21 protein-coding genes are annotated in these 23,621 nt (G+C 50.7%); 17 read left to right on the top strand and 4 right to left on the bottom strand.

What is annotated here, in order from left to right:
* Positions 1–20 precede the first annotated feature (20 nt).
* Entirely contained in the window at positions 21–1,190 is a 1,170-nt protein-coding gene (locus JK198_RS05020) for a M20 aminoacylase family protein (RefSeq protein WP_212709968.1), read from the bottom strand.
* 165 nt (positions 1,191–1,355) lie between these two features.
* Here JK198_RS05020 and JK198_RS05025 point away from each other — a divergent pair, with 165 nt between their 5' ends.
* Entirely contained in the window at positions 1,356–3,764 is a 2,409-nt protein-coding gene (locus tag JK198_RS05025) for a helix-turn-helix domain-containing protein (RefSeq protein WP_212707247.1), read from the top strand.
* Between the two features lie 124 nt (positions 3,765–3,888).
* Positions 3,889–5,091, top strand: a complete 1,203-nt coding sequence (locus tag JK198_RS05030) for an arabinose transporter (RefSeq protein ID WP_212707246.1) — start codon at positions 3,889–3,891, stop codon at positions 5,089–5,091.
* A gap of 129 nt (positions 5,092–5,220) precedes the next feature.
* Here the strand turns inward: JK198_RS05030 and flk are convergent, their stop codons facing one another.
* On the bottom strand, positions 5,221–6,249 hold the full coding sequence (gene flk / locus JK198_RS05035; RefSeq protein WP_212707245.1) for a flagella biosynthesis regulator Flk: 1,029 nt from the start codon (positions 6,247–6,249) through the stop codon (positions 5,221–5,223).
* Positions 6,250–6,381: 132 nt separating this feature from the next.
* Positions 6,382–7,275, bottom strand: a complete 894-nt coding sequence (locus JK198_RS05040; RefSeq protein WP_212707244.1) for a DMT family transporter — start codon at positions 7,273–7,275, stop codon at positions 6,382–6,384.
* Between the two features lie 190 nt (positions 7,276–7,465).
* Here JK198_RS05040 and pdxB point away from each other — a divergent pair, with 190 nt between their 5' ends.
* The 15 genes from pdxB (at position 7,466) to yfcD (ending at position 21,382) form a co-directional block, all read left to right on the top strand.
* On the top strand, positions 7,466–8,602 hold the full coding sequence (gene pdxB / locus JK198_RS05045; RefSeq protein ID WP_212707243.1) for a 4-phosphoerythronate dehydrogenase PdxB: 1,137 nt from the start codon (positions 7,466–7,468) through the stop codon (positions 8,600–8,602).
* Positions 8,603–8,680: 78 nt separating this feature from the next.
* A complete protein-coding gene (locus JK198_RS05050; protein ID WP_212709967.1) occupies positions 8,681–9,688 on the top strand; it encodes an aspartate-semialdehyde dehydrogenase in 1,008 nt (335 codons plus the stop codon).
* A 2-nt stretch (positions 9,689–9,690) separates the two neighbouring features.
* Positions 9,691–10,518 (top strand): tRNA pseudouridine(38-40) synthase TruA, encoded by an 828-nt coding sequence (gene truA / locus JK198_RS05055; protein WP_212707241.1) that lies wholly within the window; start codon positions 9,691–9,693, stop codon positions 10,516–10,518.
* 6 nt (positions 10,519–10,524) lie between these two features.
* Positions 10,525–11,181 (top strand): DedA family protein, encoded by a 657-nt coding sequence (locus tag JK198_RS05060; protein WP_212709966.1) that lies wholly within the window; start codon positions 10,525–10,527, stop codon positions 11,179–11,181.
* Between the two features lie 151 nt (positions 11,182–11,332).
* Positions 11,333–12,244, top strand: a complete 912-nt coding sequence (gene accD, locus JK198_RS05065) for an acetyl-CoA carboxylase, carboxyltransferase subunit beta (protein WP_212707239.1) — start codon at positions 11,333–11,335, stop codon at positions 12,242–12,244.
* A 66-nt stretch (positions 12,245–12,310) separates the two neighbouring features.
* Positions 12,311–13,576: a bifunctional tetrahydrofolate synthase/dihydrofolate synthase gene (gene folC, locus JK198_RS05070; protein WP_212707238.1), complete on the top strand. Its 1,266-nt coding sequence runs from the start codon at positions 12,311–12,313 to the stop codon at positions 13,574–13,576.
* Complete coding sequence (gene dedD / locus JK198_RS05075; protein ID WP_212709965.1) at positions 13,566–14,384, top strand: cell division protein DedD; 819 nt, start codon at positions 13,566–13,568, stop codon at positions 14,382–14,384. The genes folC and dedD overlap by 11 nt, the downstream gene beginning before the upstream one ends.
* Positions 14,385–14,599: 215 nt before the next feature.
* Positions 14,600–15,088, top strand: a complete 489-nt coding sequence (gene cvpA / locus JK198_RS05080) for a colicin V production protein (protein ID WP_212707236.1) — start codon at positions 14,600–14,602, stop codon at positions 15,086–15,088.
* Between the two features lie 36 nt (positions 15,089–15,124).
* Entirely contained in the window at positions 15,125–16,642 is a 1,518-nt protein-coding gene (gene purF / locus JK198_RS05085; RefSeq protein ID WP_212707235.1) for an amidophosphoribosyltransferase, read from the top strand.
* Between the two features lie 128 nt (positions 16,643–16,770).
* Positions 16,771–17,343, top strand: a complete 573-nt coding sequence (locus JK198_RS05090; RefSeq protein WP_212707234.1) for a UbiX family flavin prenyltransferase — start codon at positions 16,771–16,773, stop codon at positions 17,341–17,343.
* A gap of 261 nt (positions 17,344–17,604) precedes the next feature.
* Positions 17,605–18,387 (top strand): lysine/arginine/ornithine ABC transporter substrate-binding protein, encoded by a 783-nt coding sequence (locus tag JK198_RS05095; RefSeq protein ID WP_212707233.1) that lies wholly within the window; start codon positions 17,605–17,607, stop codon positions 18,385–18,387.
* Between the two features lie 66 nt (positions 18,388–18,453).
* Positions 18,454–19,140: a histidine ABC transporter permease HisQ gene (gene hisQ / locus JK198_RS05100; RefSeq protein WP_212707232.1), complete on the top strand. Its 687-nt coding sequence runs from the start codon at positions 18,454–18,456 to the stop codon at positions 19,138–19,140.
* Positions 19,137–19,841, top strand: a complete 705-nt coding sequence (locus JK198_RS05105; RefSeq protein WP_212709964.1) for an ABC transporter permease — start codon at positions 19,137–19,139, stop codon at positions 19,839–19,841. The genes hisQ and JK198_RS05105 overlap by 4 nt, the downstream gene beginning before the upstream one ends.
* Positions 19,842–19,858: 17 nt before the next feature.
* A complete protein-coding gene (gene hisP / locus JK198_RS05110; protein ID WP_212707230.1) occupies positions 19,859–20,632 on the top strand; it encodes a histidine ABC transporter ATP-binding protein HisP in 774 nt (257 codons plus the stop codon).
* A 204-nt stretch (positions 20,633–20,836) separates the two neighbouring features.
* The gene (gene yfcD, locus JK198_RS05115; protein WP_212707229.1) at positions 20,837–21,382 is read left to right on the top strand and encodes an NUDIX hydrolase YfcD; all 546 of its coding nucleotides are present in this window, start codon (positions 20,837–20,839) and stop codon (positions 21,380–21,382) included.
* Positions 21,383–21,453: 71 nt separating this feature from the next.
* Here the strand turns inward: yfcD and pta are convergent, their stop codons facing one another.
* Positions 21,454–23,604: a phosphate acetyltransferase gene (gene pta, locus JK198_RS05120; RefSeq protein ID WP_212710019.1), complete on the bottom strand. Its 2,151-nt coding sequence runs from the start codon at positions 23,602–23,604 to the stop codon at positions 21,454–21,456.
* Between the last annotated feature and the right edge of the window lie 17 nt (positions 23,605–23,621).

A 23,621-nucleotide genomic window follows, 5' to 3' on the forward strand; every position in this document is an offset into this window, starting at 1 on the left:
ATATCAGGTTTATCCGGTGGTTATTTTAACCGGGATTCAACCAGCGCTGCCCAGCATGAGGCTGCCGGAATAATTAAATCATCGTTAAAATCGTATCCCGGGTTATGAACATTACAGAATCCCGGCTGGTCGCCATTACCAATCAGAAAATAGCTGCCGCACGGATTTGCCTCCAGCATAAAGGCGAAATCTTCACTGCCCATCAGCGGGGGAGTGCCGGTATGGACTTTCTGCGCGCCGAAGAGGTCGGTAGCGACCTGCGCCGCAAATGCTGTTTGCTGAGCATCATTTACCAGTACCGGACTGCCATTGACGTGCGTAATTTTTGCGATAGCGGAAAAACTCTGTGCCTGGGCGGTGACCAGTTCATTAATCCGCCGGAGCAGTTGTTCACGGACCACGGGATTAAGGGCACGGACGGTTAATTTCATCAGTGCATAGTCATTCACCACATTGGGTGCGTCTCCGGACTGGATGCAGCCGACGGTGATCACTGCGGCTTCAGCCGGCGCGATATTACGGGAGACAATACTTTGTAACGCACAGCCTATCTGGCAGGCGATCAGGGTAGCATCCACACCTTTCTCCGGCATCGCACCATGGGCACCGATGCCGTTAATTTCTATATGCAGGGTATCTGATGAGGCCATCAGTGCCCCCTGGCGAAAATAAAACTCACCGGTTTTCATGCCCGGCATATTGTGCAGGGCAAAAATACTGTCACAGGGGAATTTTTCGAAAAGCCCGTCATCAAGCATCACTTTTCCGCCGTACAGTAACTCTTCTGCAGGCTGAAAAATAAGATGCAACGTACCATTAAAATGACGGGTTTCTGCCAGGTATTTAGCGGCACATAGCAGTATTGCCGTATGTCCGTCATGACCGCAGCCGTGGAACTTCCCTTCGTTATGGCTGCTCCAGGTTTTACCGCTTTTTTCATGAATCGGTAATGCATCTATATCAGCACGGATACCGAGGCGCTGTGGCCCGTCGCCTTGTTGTAACGTGGCAACCACACCGGTGGTGGCCATGCCACGGTGAATACTGTACCCCAGTTTTTCCAGGTACTGCGCGATGAAATCACTGGTGCTCTGTTCTTCAAAACCGATTTCCGGATGCTGATGCAGCTGACGGCGAATCGCGATAAACTCATCAGCGCTTTTGGTAATACTATCAATAATATTTTTCATAAAGACCTCTTGCAGATAACGGGTATATAAATACTAGAACGATATGCCGGACAGAAACAGAGAAGTATTTGCACTAAAAAGGGGGTTTATTTGACTATTATCATCCCCTTATTTGTAAACAGGTAAAATAATCCCTATGAGTTATTTTACTTCGGGGGATTGTATATGCTGGCAAAACCACCGCCTGATTATGGATTACAGGCTTATTTTATAAGTTATTGTAAGAATTATGGATATAACGGCATTACCTTTATTTATGTTATCAGTGGAAGTGTACGGGTAATCAGTGATAACCGGCAGGTTGTGCTGGACGAAAATGATATCATGACGATTAACCAGTCACAGGATTACAGTATTATCAGTGACCAGGATAATGTTGTTCTGCTTCTGGAAATATCCGGACATTTTATATCTCGCTATTATCGTAAATATTATTCTGAAAATTATGTAGTATTACCCGGAGAAGACGGGCGTTACCGTGAGGGGTATATAGATAACCTGAGGGATTTAATATTCAGATTATTTATCTGTCCTCTGAAAGGTAATGATGAAATTTTTCTTTTGGAATCGAACAGTATCCTGTCAAAGATCATGATGGTTTTAATCGCTTATTTCAGGGTGAGAAAAGAAGGCGGCGTGAAAAAAACATCAGGACGTAGCAGGAGGGTCGAGGAAATCGTAAAATATATAAATAATAATTATACATCACCCGTCTCTTTACAGCGTATTGCAGAAAAACAGGGGATGTCATTAAGTTATCTGTCGCGGCTGTTTAAACAGGAAGTAGGGGTCAGTTACCGGGATTATTTACATAACCGGCGTTTTGAATCGGCGATCATCGATCTGCTTAACAGTAACAAACCTAATTATCAGATTGCCCGGGATCATGGTTTTTCTGACAGCAGGCAGTTTGTTTCTTTGTTCAGAAAAAATTATCAGAAAACACCGTCCCAGTTCCGTCGTGATAACGCTTATCAGATCGATAGCAGCAGATCATCCCCGCAGATACGTGAGAGTATTGGTGTAGTAAATAAATTTTGCCAGCCGGTCAGCAGTGCAAGAGTACTTTCATTGTTAAGCCATATGCTGAATCAGACACAGGGTGAGGGGCATCATGAGGCGTTTTCCGGTATTGAAGAGTCGTCTGTCGATATTAGCCGCCAGCCGGCGATACTGACGCCCGCGAAAAGAGCAATTATTATCACCGTCGGTGAGTTTAGCGAACTGTTAAAAACGCAAGTACAACAGCAAATTAGTCTGCTATCACAGGCAGGTATTATCGATTTTGTTGATCTGTCACCAGGGATTTCAGTGACAGCGACAGGGCCCGGGTTTCACACTGACGAGCCGGTAAACACCTATTCAGCCTATGCGGATCACGATGCGGCGATTTCATTTCTTTACCGGCTGAATATCCCTTTGTTTATCAGGCTCCGTCAGCCGGCAACAGAGCCGCTGTCAGAACTTTTTATCCACCAGATGATGGGTTTCTTACAGCATTGTCTGCGGTTATATGGCCGGACATACGTTTCACGCTGGCATTTCGTTGCGGTGCCGGCAGAAGATGAGACGCTTCAGGCAGAAGGGAATCCGTTTTTCTGTGACCTGTTTTCGGCGATTAAGTCCCTGTGTCATGGGGTAAAAACCGGCGGAATGTGTTTTTTTCGTGACGGCAGGCTGACAGAGTATTCTTACCTGCGGGCAATGCCACTGTCGACGTTTATTGAGTTTATTGGTTGTGATATTGAGAATGATAACGGCCAAAACAGCGGGGCGGGGAACAGGTCTCTGCAGCAGCATACAACGGATATCGGAGAGCTTGTCCGGCAACTGACACGGTTGCTACAGGAAGAGTTGCTGTTTGCACCACTTATTCTGATGCGCTGGAACACACTGACCGGGGACACTCGTCATATCAACGGTAGTTTTTTTCGCGCAGCAATTATCTTTAATTTTCTGCAACAATTGCCGGCCAGTGTTTGCGGAGTCTCGCTGGCGTTAAATACCGAAATTCTGAAAGAAACCTTACCGTCACGTATTGATACCCGGGGGATAGCGGTTTTTTATACCGGTTGCCTGAAACGGCCGGTATTTTATGTGCTTGGTTTTATAAGAAGAATGCACGGCATTATCCTTGCGCAGGACGGTGATTATATATTAACAAAGACAGCCACCGGCTATCAGATGGTTGTGACCAATGCTGCGATTTTTGATCCCCGTCTTTCGGTACAGGAGTCGGTGATCCGTAATTTACGGAAGAAGAAAAAAATAGTGATTAATGGAATAGAAGCCGGGCAGTATCAGCTGACCCGCGCGATTTTTGACCAGCAACACGGTGATTTATATAGTCTGTTTCAGCTATTTCAGACTGAGTATGGGCGGGTTCAGGAAGTTATTGATTATCTTAACCGGCATACGGGGCCCGGTTTGCGTGTTCGCGATGAATACCTGCCCCGGGATCAGTGGATATTGCTGGCAGAAATGGAAGCGAATGCGATCCACTTCTATGAACTGACCTTTATCGGACAGGGAGGCAGATTGGGCAAAGACGACGGGGTTACGGCGATAAATTGACAACCGGTACAGTTCTGTCAAAATCCTGGTTATTATTAGTTTGCTTATTACTTTTGCAGGGGCTTCCGGCGGACTTTCTGTTGAAGACGTCACCCCTGCAAGCCTTATAAGGACGTTCTCGTTTATGGCTGATACTTCCCCGCAGGATCCTCAGCAAGAGAGTGCATCATCTCTGCCGGTGGCTGTGACTTCTTTTTCGGTGTTTCTTACCTACCTGACAGCAGGCCTGGCGCTGCCGGTGATCCCGCTATATGTTCATCAGCAACTGGGAATGAACGATGTGATGGTCGGTCTGGCTGTCGGTATTCAGTTTTTTGCCACCCTGATGACACGCGGCTTTGCCGGTAAACGGGCTGACCAGAAGGGGGCCAGACTGACCACCTTACAGGGGATGATGGTCATTATTTTTGTCGGTGTTGCCTGTCTTGGATCAGCACTCTTCCGCGGATCGCTGGCGGTACAATTTGGTCTGTTAATTCTTGGCCGGTTATTGCTCGGATTCGGCGAAAGTCTGTTGTTTACCGGCAATCTGACCTGGGGACTGGGACTGATAGGCGCAAAACGATCCGGTATTGTGATGTCGTGGAATGGTATGGCTATCTACGGGGCTCTGGCGGCGGGTGCACCACTTGGTTTGTTGATCAACAACCATTATGGCTTTGTCGGAGTGAGCGCGGTGGCAACCCTGTGTCCGCTACTGGCACTGGCCTGTTGTTTTCGGATCCGTCCGGTCGCTGTCAGCTCCGGTAAGCGGCCGCCATTATTCAGCGTTGTCCGGCAGATCCTGACCCCGGGCACAGTACTGGCATTGCAGGGAGTGGGTTTTGCGGTGATTGGCGCATTCACATCACTGTATTTTGCTGACCGGCATTGGGGAAATGCCGGTTATACCCTGACTGCATTCGGGCTTTTTTATGTTGTGGTGCGTATTTTCTTTGGCGGATTGCCGGACAAAATGGGCGGGATCCGTGTGGCAATGATTTCACTGGGCGTGGAAACCGCGGGGTTGCTGTTATTGTGCACCGGCACTCAGGAATGGATGGCATTTGCCGGTGCGGCACTGACCGGCTGCGGATGTTCACTGGTCTTTCCGGCGATGGGCGTTGAGGTGGTACGCAGTGTCGAAGCAAAAGTCCGGGGAACCGCGTTAGGCTGTTTCTCGGCTTTTCAGGATATTGCTTACGGCGTCAGCGGACCGGTTGCCGGCCTGCTGGCGAGTGGTTTTGGTTATGGCTCGGTTTATCTGGCCGGGGCCTGTGCTGCGTTTGGCGGGCTGGTGATCACTCTCAGGCTGCTTATTCAGTCAGGTAAACGGCGCAGTAGCTGACAGGCCGCCCGGGTTTCGGCCGATTGCAGGACCAGATTCCCTCTCTGCGCTTTATCGCCGGTTATAATCGCTGATACCGGCGGTAAAATTAACCGGAAATGCTGCGTTGTTTCACCATAACTGTGACCGTTAAAATAGCCACAGTACCACGATGATTATCAACAACGGAATCACCAGCAGCCATAGCCGCGATAAACCGGTGTTACCCGGCACGACAGCTGCTGGCGGAAGCTGAGTAGTGAGTGGCTGAGGAGGCACAGCCATTTGTTTTCTGTTTGCACGGATAAGTTGTTCTGCACGTAAACGAAACAGTTTATGCAGTAAATCCTGTGCCTGAATGTCGGTCAGTTGCTGCCCCTGAACTGACGGAAATTGTTGTTCACAATAGCCGATCAGTTGCCGGGTTTCGCTGTCAGAGGCCGGGTGTTTCAGCGATTTTAATAATTCCGCCAGCGTCACCGGCTGTGTCCGGGTATGCAGTGTTATTTTCGCCTGCAGGTACTGTGTCAGCAGCGGGTAGAAGCGCGACGGGATCGGATCACCATTTTTTAACGATAGCAGGCTGAATAAACTCTGCCATACGCTGGACGGTGACTCTCCGCCGGAAATTGTCAGTTTAAGAACCTGCTGCTGTAAACTCTGATGTTCGGCAGGCAACAGTGTCCGATCCGTGGTACGGATTTGCTGTGGCGACGGAATATCCATTTGTCCGTTTTTCAGCATAGTCAGTACCTGCTGCAGTTGTTGCTGAGTCAGGGAGCTGAGCACGGTCTGGCCGAAATTCTGGCGAATAAAGCTACTGACGGCCTGCCGGTTATTACCGACCGGCAGCAGATCAGTCAGTTGCTGCAGTAAAATTCGTGCGGAACGGGCATTTTGCTCCTGAAGCAGACGATCAGTCAGCCATTTTTCAGCAGCAGGGAAATGGCTGGATAACAGCTCATTATCACTCTTAACCCCGGACTGATGACGGATCCCTGCCCATAGCTCCGCAGATTTCAGAGAGCTGATTGCCATAATTTTGACAATAATTCGTTCCAGTGTGGTGCGTTGCGCGCTGGTCAGGGCAACAGACGACACTGCAGGATGTGTATCTTTTGGATGAGCAGAGGGTGTTCTGTCACCGGTGACCTCAGAAGGGCCGCGGAGTGGTTGCATGACAAACATTCCAGCTAGTAGAGAGAATTCAGCCCGGGGTAAGCCGGAGTAACGGCGGGTATGATAACAACCTCCCTGTAAAATCCAAAGAGCTATACAGAAAGAATTGTTCAGCGCCGGTGCATATAATCCCTAGCGGGGCTTATTTCCTGTACGCCGGCCAACAGGAATGCGCAACCGTTGCGCCAGAATGACGCCAGCCAGTGTCAGTGATCCGCCAATCCAGTGCCAGCTATGCATTTTCTCATGCAGACAGGTGATTGCGATCACTGCGGTAAATACCGGGGCAAGATTGAGAAAGATACTGGCGGTATTGGCTCCGAGCCGCATCACCCCCTGGATCCATAAATAAGGCGCAATAATGGAAGCCGCAATTGCCGCATAGAGTACCAGCGGGATATTTTTAGCGGTCAGGGCCACTGACGGGGTGATTAAAAATCCGGGCAACAACATTAAAACGGCAAACAGGATTTGGATATACAGGCTTTGCCACCGCGGCAGATCCATTGACCAGCGTTTAGTGAGCACACCGTATAAGGCATAGGCCGCTGCTGCTACTATCATCATCAGCTCACCACTGCCAAGTCCCTGTGACAGTAATTGTTGCGGATGACCGTCACTGATAAGCCATGCCAGTCCGGCAAAAGAGATAACAGCACCGAGTACAATTCCGAGTGTCGGTGTCAGGCGCAGAATAAACAGGCTAAAAATAACCGTCAGTAGCGGAATGCTGGCGATCAGGATACCGATAAATAATGCACTGACGGTCCGGGCGGCATAATAGGCCAGGCTCTGGTATAGCACCATACCCAATGCGCCAAGTATCAGTAGTTTCAGCCACTCCCGGGACAGGGCTGTGCGGTGACGGATCACCCCCGGTAATACAAAAGGCGTCAGCACCAACAGAGCGAGCATCCAGCGGTAAAAAGAGATGGCTTCCGGTGTGATCACCCCGACCGACAGTTTACTGACAATCGAGTTCACCGCCCAAATCAGGACAGCCCCCAGAGGAAACAAAAAGTTCATCGCCCGTTCTTCCATATCATATCAGCGTATTCTCTGTGGTTTTAGCGGTTCAGGAACCAATAATAAACGGCTGATAAGATGAAGCACAAACGGGGCAAAGGCAAGCTATTCAGCCGGCAATCGCCGGATGTTTTCTACCCCGCTTTATGACAGAATATTATGATATTTCCGGTTCAACAGGACAAATCCAGTGAAAATTGTTGTCGATGAAAATATGCCGTATGCACGTGAGTTATTCAGCCGTCTGGCTGAGGTTGTGGCAGCACCGGGGCGGACCTTGTCATCCGGGGAATTAGCCAGTGCCGACGGGCTGATGGTCAGGTCAGTCACCAGGGTGAATCGTCAGCTTCTGGCAGGCAGCCGTGTCCGTTTTGTCGGTACTGCCACCGCCGGTCAGGATCATGTCAATAGTGACGAGTTACAGGCGGACGGCATCGCGTTTTCGGCTGCACCGGGCTGCAATGCGATAGCCGTCGTGGAATATGTGTTTTCGGCGTTACTGGCACTGGCTGAACGCGACGGTTTTCTGCTGACCGATCGTACCGTCGGGATTGTCGGTGCCGGTAATGTCGGAGGCCGGTTACAGAAACGGCTGGCAGCCGCAGGGATTAAAACCCTGATTTGCGATCCACCGCGGGCCGACCGCGGGGATGAGGGTGAATTCCATCCGCTGGAGACTCTGGTCCGTAAAGCCGATATTATTACCTTTCATACGCCATTATTTAAAGACGGCCCTTATAAGACGTTACATCTTGCTGACCAGTCATTGCTGGAGAAACTTGTCCCCGGCGCCATCCTGATTAATGCCTGCCGCGGTCCGGTGGTTGATAACCAGGCATTACTGGCGGTGCTGGAAAAGCGCAGTGATTTGTCTGTGGTACTGGATGTCTGGGAGCCGGAACCGGAACTGTCATTACCGTTACTGGAAAAAACGGCTATCGCTACCGCGCATATCGCCGGTTATACCCTCGAGGGTAAGGCCCGCGGCACCACCCAGGTGTTTGAAGCCTGGTCGGCGTTTGTCGGGCAGCCTTGTCAGGTGGCTTTAAGCGAGTTACTGCCGGTGCCGGATATCCGCCAGATTACCCTGCACGGGGAATGTGATCAGGCAATGCTAAAACGTCTGGCACATCTGGTGTATGATGTGCGCCGCGATGATGCCCTGTTACGTGCCGTCGCGTCACAACCGGGTGAGTTTGATCGTCTGCGTAAGCAATATCAGGAGCGACGTGAGTGGTCTTCGCTGCAGGTTGATTGTGATAACGCGGCAACAGCAGATAAACTGCGGCAACTGGGTTTTGATGCAAAATTTAGCGGTGATTGCTGAGTCTGTCGGCAATCACCATATCCTGTTCAGGCGGTGTCTCTCACCGCTTTATTTTTTGTTTTTCTGGAGTAAACCAACATGTCTGACGGCTGGAATATCGCCCTTTTAGGGGCAACTGGCGCAGTGGGAAGTGCTGTACTGGAGTTATTGACGGAGCGTCAGTTCCCGGTTGGTGATTTATTTTTACTGGCCAGTGAAAGCAGTGCCGGTGAAACGGTACGTGTCGAGGGTAAAAATCATCAGGTGCTGAATGCTGAAGACTTTGACTGGTCGCAGGCGCAGCTGGCCTTTTTTGTGGCAGGGACCGAAGCGTCAGCCCGCTACGCAGAGCAGGCGGCCAATGCCGGTTGCCTGGTGATTGACAGTAGTCCTTTATTTGCGTTGTCGCCGGACGTGCCTCTGGTTATCGCTGATGTTAACCCACAAGTGTTAGCCGATTACCGTAACCGCAATATTGTCAGTGTCGCCGACAGTCTGGTCAGTCAGCTGCTGTGTGCAGTGAAACCGCTGGCAGATAATGCCGGGCTGGGACGTTTGCAGGTGACGAATCTGATGTCGGTCTCCAGCCATGGAAAATCCGCAGTGGACGGGTTAGCCGGAGAAAGTGCCCGTTTGCTGAACGGTATGCCGGTTGAAGAGTATCATTTCGGCCGGCAGCTGGCATTTAACCTGTTGCCTTTACTGCCTGATGAGCAGGGCAGTGTGGCGGCCAACCGCCGGATGGTGGATCAGGTGCGTAAAATTCTGCAGGACGAAGGGCTGCCGGTTTCCGTCAGTTCTGTACAGGCACCGGTCTTCTACGGTAATGCCCAGAGCGTACAACTGGAGTGTCTGCGCCCTTATTCTGCCGGGGAAGCACGTAATGACCTGGCGATGTCGGGTGATATTCTGCTGAGCGATGAAGGTGAATTCCCGACACCGGTCAGTGATGCGACTGGCAGCGGGCAATTGTGTATCGGTTCGTTACACAGTGACTATGGTATTCCTGAGCAACTGCAATTCTGGTCAGTGGCTGATAATATCCGCTTTGGCGGGGCACTGATGGCGGTTAAAGTCGCCGAGCAGCTGGTGCAGGAGTATCTGTAAACATGTCTGATGTAAAGACGCGCAAGCTGGCACTGGGAATTGAATATGATGGCAGCCGTTATTACGGCTGGCAGCGTCAGCCGGAAGTGCGCAGTGTGCAGGGCTGTCTGGAAAAAGCCCTGTCGCAGGTCGCGAACCATGAAGTCAGTGTGTTTTGTGCTGGCCGGACGGATGCCGGAGTGCATGGGACAGGTCAGGTGGTGCACTTTGAAACGACGGTGCAGCGGGCCGACAGTGCCTGGACGCTGGGTGTGAATGCTAACTTGCCAAAAGATATCGCGGTCCGCTGGGTCACTGAGGTCTCTGACGATTTTCATGCGCGGTTCAGTGCGACTGCCCGGCGTTACCGTTACATTATTTACAACCAGCGGTTGCGTCCGGCGATTTTAGGGCAGGGGATCACCCATTTCTATCACCCGCTGGATGAAGCCGCAATGCATCGGGCCGCCCAGAGTCTGCTGGGGGAAAACGATTTTACCTCTTTCCGGGCTGTACATTGCCAGTCTAAAACGCCGTGGCGGAATATCAGTCATATCCATGTCTGGCGGCAAGGGGCGTTTGTCATCGTTGATATTAAAGCCAATGCTTTTGTTCACCATATGGTACGTAATATTGTCGGCAGTCTTATGGACGTGGGATGCGGTAACCAGCCGGAGTCCTGGATAGGGGAACTGCTGGCTGCGAAAGATCGCAAGCTGGCATCAGCGACGGCCCGTGCTGAAGGGCTGTATCTGGTCGCTGTCGACTATCCGGCCGTTTTTGGTTTGCCGGAGCCGGAGCCGGGCCCGTTATTTTTGGTCAGTGATTTTTTTTCACAGAATAAAGGATAGAAATTCATGGAGTACGTCCATTTCATTATTGATTTTATCCTGCACATTGATGTGCACCTCGCGCGGCTGGTTGCCGATTACGGGGTATGGATTTACGCGATTCTGTTCCTGATCGTTTTTTGCGAAACCGGGCTGGTGGTAACGCCTTTTTTACCGGGGGATTCCCTGTTGTTTGTCGGCGGTGCCCTGGCTGCGCTGCCGGGAAATGATCTGAATATTCATCTGCTGGTACTCTGTATTGTCATTGCCGCCATTGCCGGTGACGCAGTCAATTATACTATTGGACGCTTATTCGGTGAAAAACTGTTCAGTCGTCCGGACTCAAAAATATTTCGTCGCAGTTATCTGGAAAAAACCCATCAGTTTTATGAAAAACATGGCGGGAAAACCATTGTGTTTGCCCGTTTTATCCCGATAATTCGTACTTTTGCGCCGTTTATCGCCGGAATGGGTAAAATGTCTTACCGTCAGTTCGGGCTGTTTAATATTGCCGGCGGAGTTACCTGGGTATTGCTGTTTAGCTATGCCGGGTATCTGTTTGGCGATTTACCTGTGGTACAGAAAAATCTCAATTTGCTGATTGTTGCTATTATTGTGATTTCGATATTGCCCGGCATTATCGAGGTCTGGCGGCATCGCAGACAGGCCACCCGGAAAACGTAGTTTTTCCCGCAGGCCCCTGACCGTTAAACCAGATTTTTATCCACAGCGTGGACAGGTTGTGGTTTAATGGGCGTCATTTACCGGCTGTTGGATAAAAATTCAGCAGAAATAAAACAACTGGATAACCCAGGTTCAAACAGAAAGGTCATCAATGAGCTGGATTGAACGCATTCTTAATAAAAGTAATGTCACCCCTGCGCGTAAAGCGAGTATTCCTGAAGGGGTTTGGACGAAATGTGATAGCTGCGGCCAGGTGCTCTATCGCGCGGAGTTAGAAAGAAATCTCGAAGTCTGTCCGAAATGTGATCACCATATGCGGATGCATGCCCGTGACCGCCTGACGTCATTTATGGACCAGGGCACGATGGTTGAACTGGGCAGCGAGCTGGAACCGAAAGATATTCTGAAGTTCCGTGACTCGAAAAAATACAAAGACCGTTTGCTGGCAGCACAGAAAAGTACCGGTGAGAAAGACGCGCTGGTGGTGATGAAAGGTGAACTGCACGGTATCCCGGTGGTGGCTGTCGCGTTTGAATTCTCCTTTATGGGGGGGTCAATGGGGTCAGTGGTCGGTGCCCGTTTTATCCGTGCTGCAGAACAGGCGCTGGAAGATAACTGTCCGCTGATCTGTTTCTCGGCCAGTGGCGGCGCGCGTATGCAGGAAGCATTAATGTCACTGATGCAGATGGCTAAAACCAGTGCTGCACTGGCAAAAATGCGTGAGCGCGGACTGCCGTATATTTCGGTACTGACAGATCCGACCATGGGTGGTGTGTCAGCCAGCTTTGCTATGCTGGGTGATCTGAACGTTGCCGAGCCAAAAGCCCTGATTGGTTTTGCCGGTCCGCGGGTTATTGAGCAAACAGTACGTGAAAAACTGCCGCCGGGCTTCCAGCGCAGTGAGTTTCTGATCGAGAAAGGGGCGATCGATATGATCATCCGCCGGCCGGAAATGCGCTACAAACTGGCCAGTCTGCTGGCGAAAATGATGAACCTGCCAGCTCCTTTGCATGATGGTGTTGAATCTGACGTTGAGACCACACCGGACCATAACGAGGCCTGACAGTAATGATAAAGACGCTTTTACAGCGTCTTTTATTTATGTACCGCAACAACATCAACGGGACACATGGAAAATCTTCACCGACCTCAGGCCACGTCTCCTCTTGCTACGTGGCTGACTTATCTGGAAAACCTGCACAGCCAGGCGATTGACTTAGGTCTTGAGCGTGTGCGTCTGGTTGCCTCTCAGCTTAACCTGCTAAAACCTGCCCCTTTTGTGTTTACTGTGGCAGGCACTAATGGCAAAGGCACGACCTGCCGTACCCTCGAAACCTTGCTGATTGCGGCGGGATATCGGGTTGGCGTATACAGTTCTCCTCATCTGGTCCGTTATACAGAACGGGTGCGTATTCAGTCTCAGGAACTCAGTGAGGCTGAGCATACGGCAAGCTTTGCGGCGATCGAGCAGGGCAGAGGGGACACCTCCCTGACCTATTTTGAGTACAGCACGTTGTCGGCCCTGTATCTGTTCCGGCAGGCTGATCTGGATGTGGTGATCCTTGAAGTCGGGTTAGGTGGCAGAATGGATGCGACAAATATTGTTGATGCCGATGTGGCGGTTGTCACCAGTATTGCCCTCGACCATACGGACTGGCTGGGCGCGGATCGTGAGAGTATCGGCCGTGAAAAAGCCGGCATTTTCCGCACCGGCAAACCGGCAGTGGTGGGTGAACCGGATATGCCCGCCACTATTGGTACCGTCGCGGCGGATAAAGGAGCTATCTTACTGCAACGTGACCGGCAGTGGTCTTATACCGAACAGCAGGGCAGCTGGGATTTTCGTGATATTCAGGGAGAGCTGCGCCAGTTACCGCTGCCGCGGGTTCCTCTGCCGAATGCGGCTACCGCGCTGGCGGCGTTGCGGGTTTCCGGGTTACAGGTCAGTGAAGCCTGTATCCGTGAGCACCTCGCCAGCGCAGAGTTAACCGGACGTTTTCAGACAATCAGCGAGTCACCGCGAGTGATCCTGGATGTAGCCCACAATCCCCATGCGGCAGCGTACCTGGCATCGCGGTTAGCCGCCTTAGGAGCTACCGGTAAGGTGCATGCGGTGGCCGGGATGCTGCATGATAAAGATATTGCCGGAACACTGGCACAACTGACGCCGCAAGTCGATTACTGGTATTGTGCGCCTCTTGAAGGGCCGCGTGGAGCCAGTGCTGAAGAGTTAGTCTCGCATTTGCCTCAGGCAGCCAGCTTCTCTTCGGTGGCGGAAGCCTGGTATGCCGCCCGCGATCGGGCAGCGGCTGAAGATATTATTCTGGTTTGTGGTTCTTTCCACACCGTAGCACAGGTGATATCTGTCTCAGGGGAGGGAGGACGTGGCGAGTAAATTTCAGAATCGTTTAGTCGGCACCATTATTCTGGTGGCTGTCGGAGTGATAGTCCTGCCGGGCCTGCTGGATGGTAAGAAAAAGCACTATAAAGAGGAATTTGCTTCAATTCCGCTGGTGCCTAAGCCCGGTGATCAGCAGGACAATGATCTGGTGCCTCCGGTCACTCAGCCTCTGAGTGGACAGCCGGCCCCGGCACCGGTGTCCGGCAATACTGCTGCCAGCGGAACCGGCACTCAGCCAGTGGCAGCACAGCCTCAGGTTACAGCTCCGGTACCTGCCGCCCCGGCTCAGATACAAAGCTCGCAGGCTGCCAGTGCTGCCCTGCAACAGCAGGAGGCCGCACGCCAGAAGCAGGATCGTTTAGTGCGTCAGCAGGCAGAGCGTGAAGCCAGTGAAGCTAAGGCTCAGGCCAGGGCACAGCGTCAGGCCAGTGATGCCGCAGAAAAAGCACGGCAGCTGCGGGCTGAACAGGAACGCCAGCGTGCACTTCAGGCATTGAATGATCAGTCTTCCGCACCCGCACCGGTTAGCGGAACCAGTAATACAGCAGAAACGCCGGCAGGACAGGCGTATGTTATTCAGCTGGGCGCCTTAAAAAATGCTGCCAGAACCAGTGAAATAGTCAGCGAACTGCGCAGTGCCGGATTCCGCGCTTACTCTCTGCCGGCGACCCCGGTACAGGGCCAGTTAAACCGTATTCTGGTCGGGCCGGACAGTTCGAAAAGCCGTCTGCAGTCGCAGCTGGCAGCGCTGAAGAGCAAAACCGGTCTGAGTGGTGTTGTCAGGCCTTATTCTGCCCGCTGACAGACAGTATCTGATCAGTAAAATGGGCAGTTTTTTGTATATCTCCATATAAAACATATGGTTAGTTAGTTGTTATTGTCAGGGCAATGAAACGAAATTTTCATTGCCCTTTTTCTCTGCCGTCGGGGGAAAACGCTACGCAAACGTTTTCTTTTTCTGTTAAAATGCGCCCCGAACCGATTACAGAAAGGATAAATGTTGCAGCGGAAGAGCTCATGAACTGGATTGATTACGTCATTATCGGGATAGTCGGATTTTCAGCGTTAGTTAGCCTGATCAGAGGATTTGTGCGTGAAGCCTTATCTTTAGTCACCTGGGGATGTGCTTTTTTTGTTGCCAGCCATTATTTTTCCTATCTTGCGGTCTGGTTTACCGGGTTTGAAGAGCCCATGGTTCGTAATGGTGTAGCAATTGCCGCGTTATTTATCGCGACGCTGATTGTCGGAGCTATAGTGAATTACGTGATTGGATCTCTGGTCGAAAAGACCGGATTGTCCGGCACGGACAGGGTACTGGGTGTCTGTTTTGGCGCGTTAAGAGGGGTGCTGATTGTATCGGCAATTCTTTTTTTCCTCGATACATTCACGGGTTTTTCCAAAAGTACTGACTGGACACAATCGCAGCTGGTTCCGCAGTTTAGCTACATCATCAGATGGTTTTTTGACTATTTACAGAGCACGTCGAGTTTTTTACCCCGGCCATAACAGCGGGGGGATGTGGCTTAATGAGGAAATGACAACATGTGCGGTATTGTCGGTATCACCGGATTTCTGCCGGTCAACCAGTCTATCTATGATGCATTAACTGTATTACAGCACCGCGGTCAGGATGCTGCCGGTATCTGTACCATTGATGCAATGAATTGCTTTCGCCTGCGAAAAGCAAACGGACTGGTGAGCGATGTGTTTGAAGCACGTCATATGCAGCGCCTACAGGGGAATATGGGGATTGGCCATGTTCGTTACCCGACAGCAGGAAGCTCTAGTGCCTCGGAAGCCCAGCCTTTTTACGTAAACTCTCCTTATGGCATCACCCTGGCCCATAACGGAAATCTGACTAACGCCCATGAATTGCGTTCCCGGTTGTTTGAACACGGGCGCCGCCATGTGAATACCACCTCAGACTCTGAAGTCTTACTGAATGTCTTTGCCCAGGAACTGGACCGTTTCCAGGACTATCCGTTATCGGCAGACAATATTTTTGCAGCGGTAGAGTCACTGCATAAACAGGTACGTGGTGCTTATGCCGTCGTCTCCATGATCATCGGCCATGGCATGGTTGCTTTCCGTGATCCTAACGGTATTCGTCCTCTGGTTCTGGGTAAACGGGTATTACCTGATCAGCGCACAGAATATATGGTCGCCTCTGAGAGTGTGGCACTGGATACATTAGGTTTTGAATTTATCCGTGATGTGGCACCGGGCGAAGCGGTTTATATCACCGAGAAAGGCGAACTGTCGACCCGACAGTGTGCCGAAAACCCTAAAACGCATCCCTGTCTGTTTGAGTATGTCTATTTCGCCCGCCCGGATTCATTCCTCGATAAGATTTCGGTCTACAGCGCGAGGGTACGGATGGGCACTAAACTGGGTGAAAAAATTGCCCGTGAGTGGGAAGATCTGGATATTGATGTGGTTATCCCTATTCCGGAAACATCGACGGATGTGGCTCTGGAGATTGCCCGTATTCTGGATAAACCTTACCGGCAGGGATTTGTGAAAAACCGCTATGTCGGGCGTACCTTTATTATGCCGGGCCAGCAAATGCGTCGCAGTGCTGTACGACGTAAACTGAACGCAAACCGTGCTGAATTCCGGGATAAAAACGTATTACTGGTGGATGACTCGATTGTACGTGGTACCACCTCAGAGCAGATTATTGAGATGGCCCGTGAAGCCGGGGCAAAGAAAGTGTATCTTGCCTCTGCGGCCCCGGAAGTACGTTTCCCTAATGTGTATGGTATTGATATGCCGAGCGTCACCGAGTTGATTGCTCATGGTCGTGAAGTTGACGAAATTTGCCAGCTAATTAAAGCCGATGCCCTGATTTTCCAGGATCTGAGCGACCTTATCGCTGCCGTGCGCGAAGAAAACCCGGACATCAGCGAGTTCGATTGTTCTGTGTTTGACGGTATTTATGTCACCAAAGACGTGGATCAGGGATATCTGGATTATTTACAGGCTTTGCGTAATGACGATGCGCAGGCTGTTGCCAGACAAACGGAAGTCGAAAACCTGGAATTACATAACGAAGGGTAAGCCCTTTGATATTCTCAGGAAACACAACAGGGCGGATTTCCGCCCTGTTGTGTTACAGGAAATCTATTCGCCTCAATGGCCTGTGACACGTTATTATGCACACTTTAATGTGTTATCCGGAGCAGGTTATGAAAAGACTCATTGTCGGGGTGTCAGGTGCCAGCGGCGTTATTTACGGTATTCGTCTTTTACAGGTACTGAAAGAGGTACCGCAGGTTGAAACTCACCTGGTCATGAGTCAGTCAGCGCGTCAGACACTTGCTTTGGAAAGTGACTTCTCTGTACGTGATGTGCAGCAACTGGCGGATGTTGTTCATGATATTCGTGATATTGGTGCCAGTATTTCCTCCGGCTCCTACAAAACGGATGGAATGGCCTTATTACCCTGCTCAATGAAAACCCTGTCCGGCATTGTGCACAGCTACAGTGATAACTTACTGATCCGCGCTGCCGATGTGGTACTCAAAGAGCGGCGTCGGCTGGTGCTTGGGGTACGGGAAACGCCTTTACACCTTGGTCATTTAAGAATGATGACCACTGCCGCAGAAATGGGGGCCATTATTATGCCTCCGGTCCCCGCATTTTATCACCGCCCGCAGAACGTCATGGATATCGTTGATCAGACAGTGAACCGTGTTATTGATCAGTTTGATATTGAATTACCGAAAGATTTATTTGCCCGCTGGCAGGGCAAAAGCTGATCCCTCAGGGCACCAAAACAGAGCAATTACATACCGGGGCACTATCAGAGTGCCTTTTTTGCACCATTAGGGTGCCTGAGTGTAAATAGCAAGCCATCCGGCAGTGCGACGCCGGGGGGGCAGGCTGCGCCATACATAACATCCGGTGCCGGACGAAGGGGCTGGCGGGAAGATAACTGCCTGGCATGAAATGTGCTAAAGAATCAGTGAGCACACAACATTTATTACTCAACACTATAAAAATTAACCTGAGGGCAGTCCATGAAAAAGCGAGTATTAGCTCTTTCTCTGATGCTGGCATTCTCCAGTGCCGGCAGTGTTTTTGCAGCAGTCCCGAAAACGCTTCGTATCGGAACTGATCCGACCTATCCGCCCTTTGAATCAAAAAATGCCAACGGCCAGCTGGTGGGGTTTGATATCGATTTAACCAATGAAATTTGTGCCCGTATTCATACCAAATGTACTTATGTGGAAAGTGATTTTGACGGGCTGATTCCGTCACTGAAGGCGGAAAAAATAGACGCAATTATCTCTTCATTGTCGATTACCGAAAAACGTGAACGTGAGATCGCGTTCTCGGAGAAACTGTATGCGGCTAACTCCCGGCTGGTGGCGAAGAAAGGTTCAGTCTTACAGCCAACAATCGCTTCACTGAAAGGTAAATCCATCGGTGTTGAACAGGGGACGACCCAGGAGACTTATGCTAACCAATACTGGCGTCCGAAAGGCGTGAATGTGGTCTCTTATGCCGGACAGGATCAGGTGTATCAGGATTTGAATGCCGGGCGTATCGATGCGGCTTTCCAGGATGAAGTACAGGCCGAAGAAGGCTTCCTGAAAAGTCCGGTGGGTAAAGCCTATGCCTTCTCTGGCCCGGCAGTTAAAGATGATAAGATTTTTGGTGTCGGTACCGGAATGGGGCTGCGCAAAGGTGATAATGAGCTGAAAACCGCAATAGATAAAGCCTTCGAGTCAATGCGGCAGGATGGTACTTACCAAAAACTGGCGAAACAGTATTTCGACTTTAATATTTACGGCGATTAGTGCGTCGCGAGCTGCCCGCTTTAGTGTGCGGGCAGTTGTTGTTTCTTTTGTTGCAGGAATTTTTTGATGCTCTATGGATATACCGACGTCATTATGAAAGGTGCGCTGGTAACAATTGAACTGGCAATCAGCTCTGTGGTTCTGGCGGTGATTCTGGGCCTGACAGGTGCCGCGGCGAAGTTATCTAAAAGCCGCCTTTTATCGACTATTTTCGGCCTGTATACCACTATTATCCGCGGTATTCCTGACCTGGTTCTGATGCTGTTGATTTATTATGGTTTACAGATTGTCCTCAATCAGCTGACTGACGCACTGAGCTGGGATCAAATTGATATTGACCCGATGGTTGCCGGTATCATTACCATTGGTTTTATCTACGGTGCTTATTTTACCGAAACATTTCGCGGAGCGTTCCTCTCGGTACCTAAAGGACAAATTGAAGCGGCGACGGCCTATGGTATGTCAGGGGCTCAGATTTTCCGCCGAGTCACCTTTCCGCTGATGATGCGGTTTGCATTACCTGCTATTGGCAATAACTGGCAGGTGATCCTGAAAGCTACTGCGTTAGTGTCATTGCTCGGCCTGGAAGATGTGATCAAAGCTACGCAACTGGCCGGTAAGAGTACCTGGCAGCCGTTCTATTTTGCCATCGTTGCCGGGGTAATTTATTTGTTCTTTACTACGGTGTCTAACGGGGTGCTGTGGTTGCTGGAACGCCGTTATTCAGTTGGGGTGAAAAAGGCTGAATTATGATTGATATTCTTCACGACTATTGGAAGTCATTGTTATGGACTGATGGCTATCGCTTTACCGGGGTTGCTATCACGCTGTGGTTATTGATCATTTCTGTGGTTATTGGTGGCGTGATGGCCATTTTTCTGGCGATTGCCAGAGTCTCTTCTAACCGGTTTATCAGTACCCCTGTCTGGCTGTTTACCTATATTTTCCGCGGGACGCCGTTATATGTTCAGTTACTGGTATTTTATTCCGGGATGTATACCCTGGAAATAGTGAAAGGTAACGAACTGCTGAATGCTTTTTTCCGTAGCGGCATGAATTGTGCCATCCTGGCGTTTACGCTGAATACCTGTGCCTATACGACAGAGGTATTTGCAGGGGCTATCCGTTCGGTGCCCTATGGTGAGATTGAAGCAGCGAGGGCTTATGGGTTCTCTCGTTTTAAAATGTACCGCTGTATCATCTTACCTGCCGCTTTGCGTATCGCGCTGCCAGCTTATAGCAATGAGGTGATACTGATGCTGCACTCCACCTCACTGGCATTTACCGCGACCGTACCGGATGTATTGAAAATAGCCAGAGATATTAATGCGGCTACTTATCAGCCATTTACTGCGTTTGGTATTGCTGCCGTTATTTATCTGATTATTTCTTATTGTCTGATTACGTTGTTCCGTATGGCTGAGCGTCGCTGGCTGCCCCACGTTACCTCCTGATTTCGCAGAGTAAAATTATGGCTGATATAAAATTAAGTGTGACAGAACTCCACAAACGTTATGGCGAGCATGAGGTTCTCAAAGGCGTTTCATTACAGGCTGCGGCTGGTGATGTGATTAGTATTATCGGATCTTCCGGTTCCGGTAAGAGTACCTTTTTACGTTGTATCAATTTTCTTGAAAAACCCAGTGAAGGCTCTATTTCCCTGAATAATGAAAATATCCATCTGGTACGGGATAACGACGGGCAACTGAAAGTGGCTGATAAAGAACAGCTGCGCAAATTACGTACCCGGCTGACGATGGTGTTTCAGCACTTTAATCTGTGGAGCCATATGACGGTGCTGGATAATGTGATGGAAGCCCCGGTGCAGGTACTGGGGGTCAGTAAACAGGAGGCCCGTGCACGGGCGATTAAATACCTGGATAAAGTGGGTATTGATGAACGGGCCCGTGCCAAATACCCGGTACATCTGTCGGGAGGACAGCAACAGCGGGTATCGATTGCCAGAGCCCTGGCGATGGAACCGGAAGTGTTACTGTTTGATGAACCCACATCAGCACTGGACCCGGAGCTGGTGGGTGAGGTACTGCGTATTATGCAGCAGCTGGCGGAAGAGGGAAAAACCATGGTGGTCGTTACCCACGAAATGGAGTTTGCCCGTCACGTTTCAAATCATGTTATTTTCCTGCATCAGGGGAAAATCGAAGAGCAGGGTGATCCGCAGACGGTATTCAGTCAGCCGAAAAGCCCGCGCCTGCAACAATTCCTTTCCGGTGCATTAAAATAATCCTGTCCCGCCTGGCCTGCGGGCTGAGGCGGGGTATCTGGCAACCGGCAAAGGGGGCTGAACGTGCGGTTTTTCCGGTGAGGTTGCGGAAAAATCAGCCAGCGTGCCGTGACAGAGTAATATTTCATACTGACTTTTGGTTCATTGTAATAATTGTCTGATAATATTAGTACAGTGAGTATCAGCTGGATAAAAGGGTTACGGATGGTGGAGCAAATTTCTGAAAACGGTATTGAGCAGGTTGATATCGTGAGTGAAGACGATAACGTTGTCACAACAACCAGTCGCGTGCAAATGCGTGCCGAGTGTCTCCGTCACCGGGCAACCTATATCGTGGTGCATGACGGAATGGGGCGGATACTGGTTCAGCGCCGGACCGAAATTAAAGACTTTATGCCAGGTAAGCTGGATGCGACTGCCGGTGGTGTCGTTCAGTCCGGAGAAGATGTGCTGGCATCAGCGCGCCGCGAGGCTGAAGAAGAACTGGGAATTGCGGCGGTTCCTTTTGCCGAACACGGTAAATTCTACTTTGAAGATGAGCATTGCCGTGTCTGGGGATCATTATTCAGTTGTGTTTGCCGCGGGCCTTTTGCCATGCAGGAAACAGAAGTGGCTGAAATTTTCTGGATGACACCTGAAGAAATTACCGTTCGTTGTGACGAATTCACCGATGATTCTCTGAAGGCGTTATCTTTATGGATGAGCCGTAATAACGAAGGCCGTCGCGCTTCTAACGAGCTGCAGCCATAATCTTTATGGTATTTAGCCGGCATAAATAACAGACAGGCGGGCATCAATGCCCGCCTGTCTGTGTCCGGAGATTAGTGATTATTTTCAGCCTGTTTTGACTGAATCGCGGTTAACGCAATGGTGTAGACAATATCGTCGACCAGTGCTCCGCGTGACAGGTCATTCACCGGTTTACGCATGCCTTGTAACATCGGCCCGATAGAGATCAGATTTGCAGAGCGCTGTACTGCTTTATAGGTGGTGTTACCTGTATTCAGGTCCGGGAAGACAAACACCGTTGCCCGGCCTGCGACCACGGAATCCGGGGCTTTGGACTTCGCCACATCTTCCATAATGGCGGCATCATATTGCAAAGGACCGTCGATAATTAAATCAGGCCGTTTTTCTCTGGCCAGACGAGTAGCTTCCCTGACTTTTTCCACATCACTGCCGGCCCCGGAATTTCCGGTGGAGTAAGAGATCATGGCGACTTTCGGATCAATACCAAAGGCACGGGCTGAGTCTGCTGACTGAATCGCAATTTCTGCCAGTTGCTCTGCCGTCGGGTCCGGGTTAATCGCACAGTCACCGTAAACCAGTACCTGTTCCGGTAGCAACATAAAGAACACCGATGATACCAGTGAACTGTTAGGCGCTGTTTTAATCAGCTGTAATGGCGGACGGATAGTGTTAGCGGTGGTATGAACAGCCCCCGAAACCAGCCCGTCGACTTCGTTCTGTTCCAGCATCAGGGTTCCGAGGACCACATTATCTTCCAGTTGCTCGCGGGCGACAATTTCGGTCATCCCTTTATTCCTGCGCAACTCAACCAGCCTCGGCACATATTTTTCCCGTACCTGTAGCGGATCGATCACTTCGATACCCTGACCGAGGCTGACGCCCTGGGCTGCGGCGACACGGTGTATTTCATCCGGATTACCGAGCAGCACACAGGTCGCGATACCCCTGGCAGCACAGATGGCAGCAGCCTTCACCGTTCTGGGCTCATCCCCCTCAGGCAGCACAATACGTTTAGCCGCCTGACGAGCCAGTTCAGTTAACTGATAACGGAAGGCAGGAGGTGAGAGCAGGCGGTTTCGTACCGATGTTTCGCCCAGTGAATCAACCCAGTGACTGCTGATATGGCTGGCCACATATTCCTGTATTTTTTCGATACGCTGGGTATCATCCACCGGCACTTCCAGGTTAAAACTTTGCAGGTTGAGCGATGTCTGCCAGGTGTTGGTGTTGACCGTAAACACAGGCAGACCGGTTTGCATCGCCCGCGAACAGAGATCGAGGATCGGCGGGTCAATATCATATCCCCCGGTCAGCAGAATGGCACCAATTTCCACACCGTTCATCGCAGCCAGACATGCTGATACCAGTACGTCCGGCCGGTCAGCTGAGGTGACCAGCAGAGATCCCGGCCGGAACAGTTCCAGCATATGCGGAAGACTGCGGGCACAGAAGGTCACTGATTTTATCCGCCGGGTGCGGATGTCACCCTGATTGACGATCCGCGCATTCAGATGACGGCACATATCGATAGCCCGGGTCGCTATCAGGTCAAAACTCCAGGGAATACAGCCTAAGACCGGCAACGGACTGATTTCACGAAACTGTTCGCCTTCCAGGCTGGCAACGCCGGCTTCGGTTGAATCTTCGAAAATTTCTGACAGATCAGGACGTGTCCGGCCCTGATCATCGATCGGTGCATTCAGCTTATTGATAATGATGCCTGAAATATTTTTATTTTTTTTCCCGCCGAAACTGCCCTGAACGATCTCAATCCGTTCTTTAAATTGCGCAGCTGAATCGTTACCGGGTGACATGACGAAAATAATCTCAGCATTCAGAGTACGGGCAATTTCGTAATTCAGTGCATTGGCAAATTCGTGCTTGCGGGTCGGAACCAGCCCTTCCACCAGTACCACCTCTGCATCACCGGCGTTCTCATGATAGCGGGCGATAATCTCTTCCATCAGCACATCCTGCTGGTTTGAGCCCAGCAGGTTTTCCACGTAAGACATGCGGAACGGTTCGGCGGCAGGGATGGTTGAATTATGGCGGATAATTGCGGTGGTATGGTCTTCCGCATCGCTATTTGAACGGGGCTGTGCGATAGGTTTAAAGATGCTGAGGCGCATCCCTTTACGTTCCATAGCGCGAAGTACGCCAAGGCTGACACTGGTCAGACCGACACTGGTGCCGGTGGGGATAAGCATAATTGTGCGGGACACTATCGACCTCTCTTCAT

The organism is Tatumella sp. JGM91 (assembly GCF_018257575.1).
Classification (GTDB): Bacteria; Pseudomonadota; Gammaproteobacteria; order Enterobacterales; family Enterobacteriaceae; genus Tatumella; species Tatumella punctata.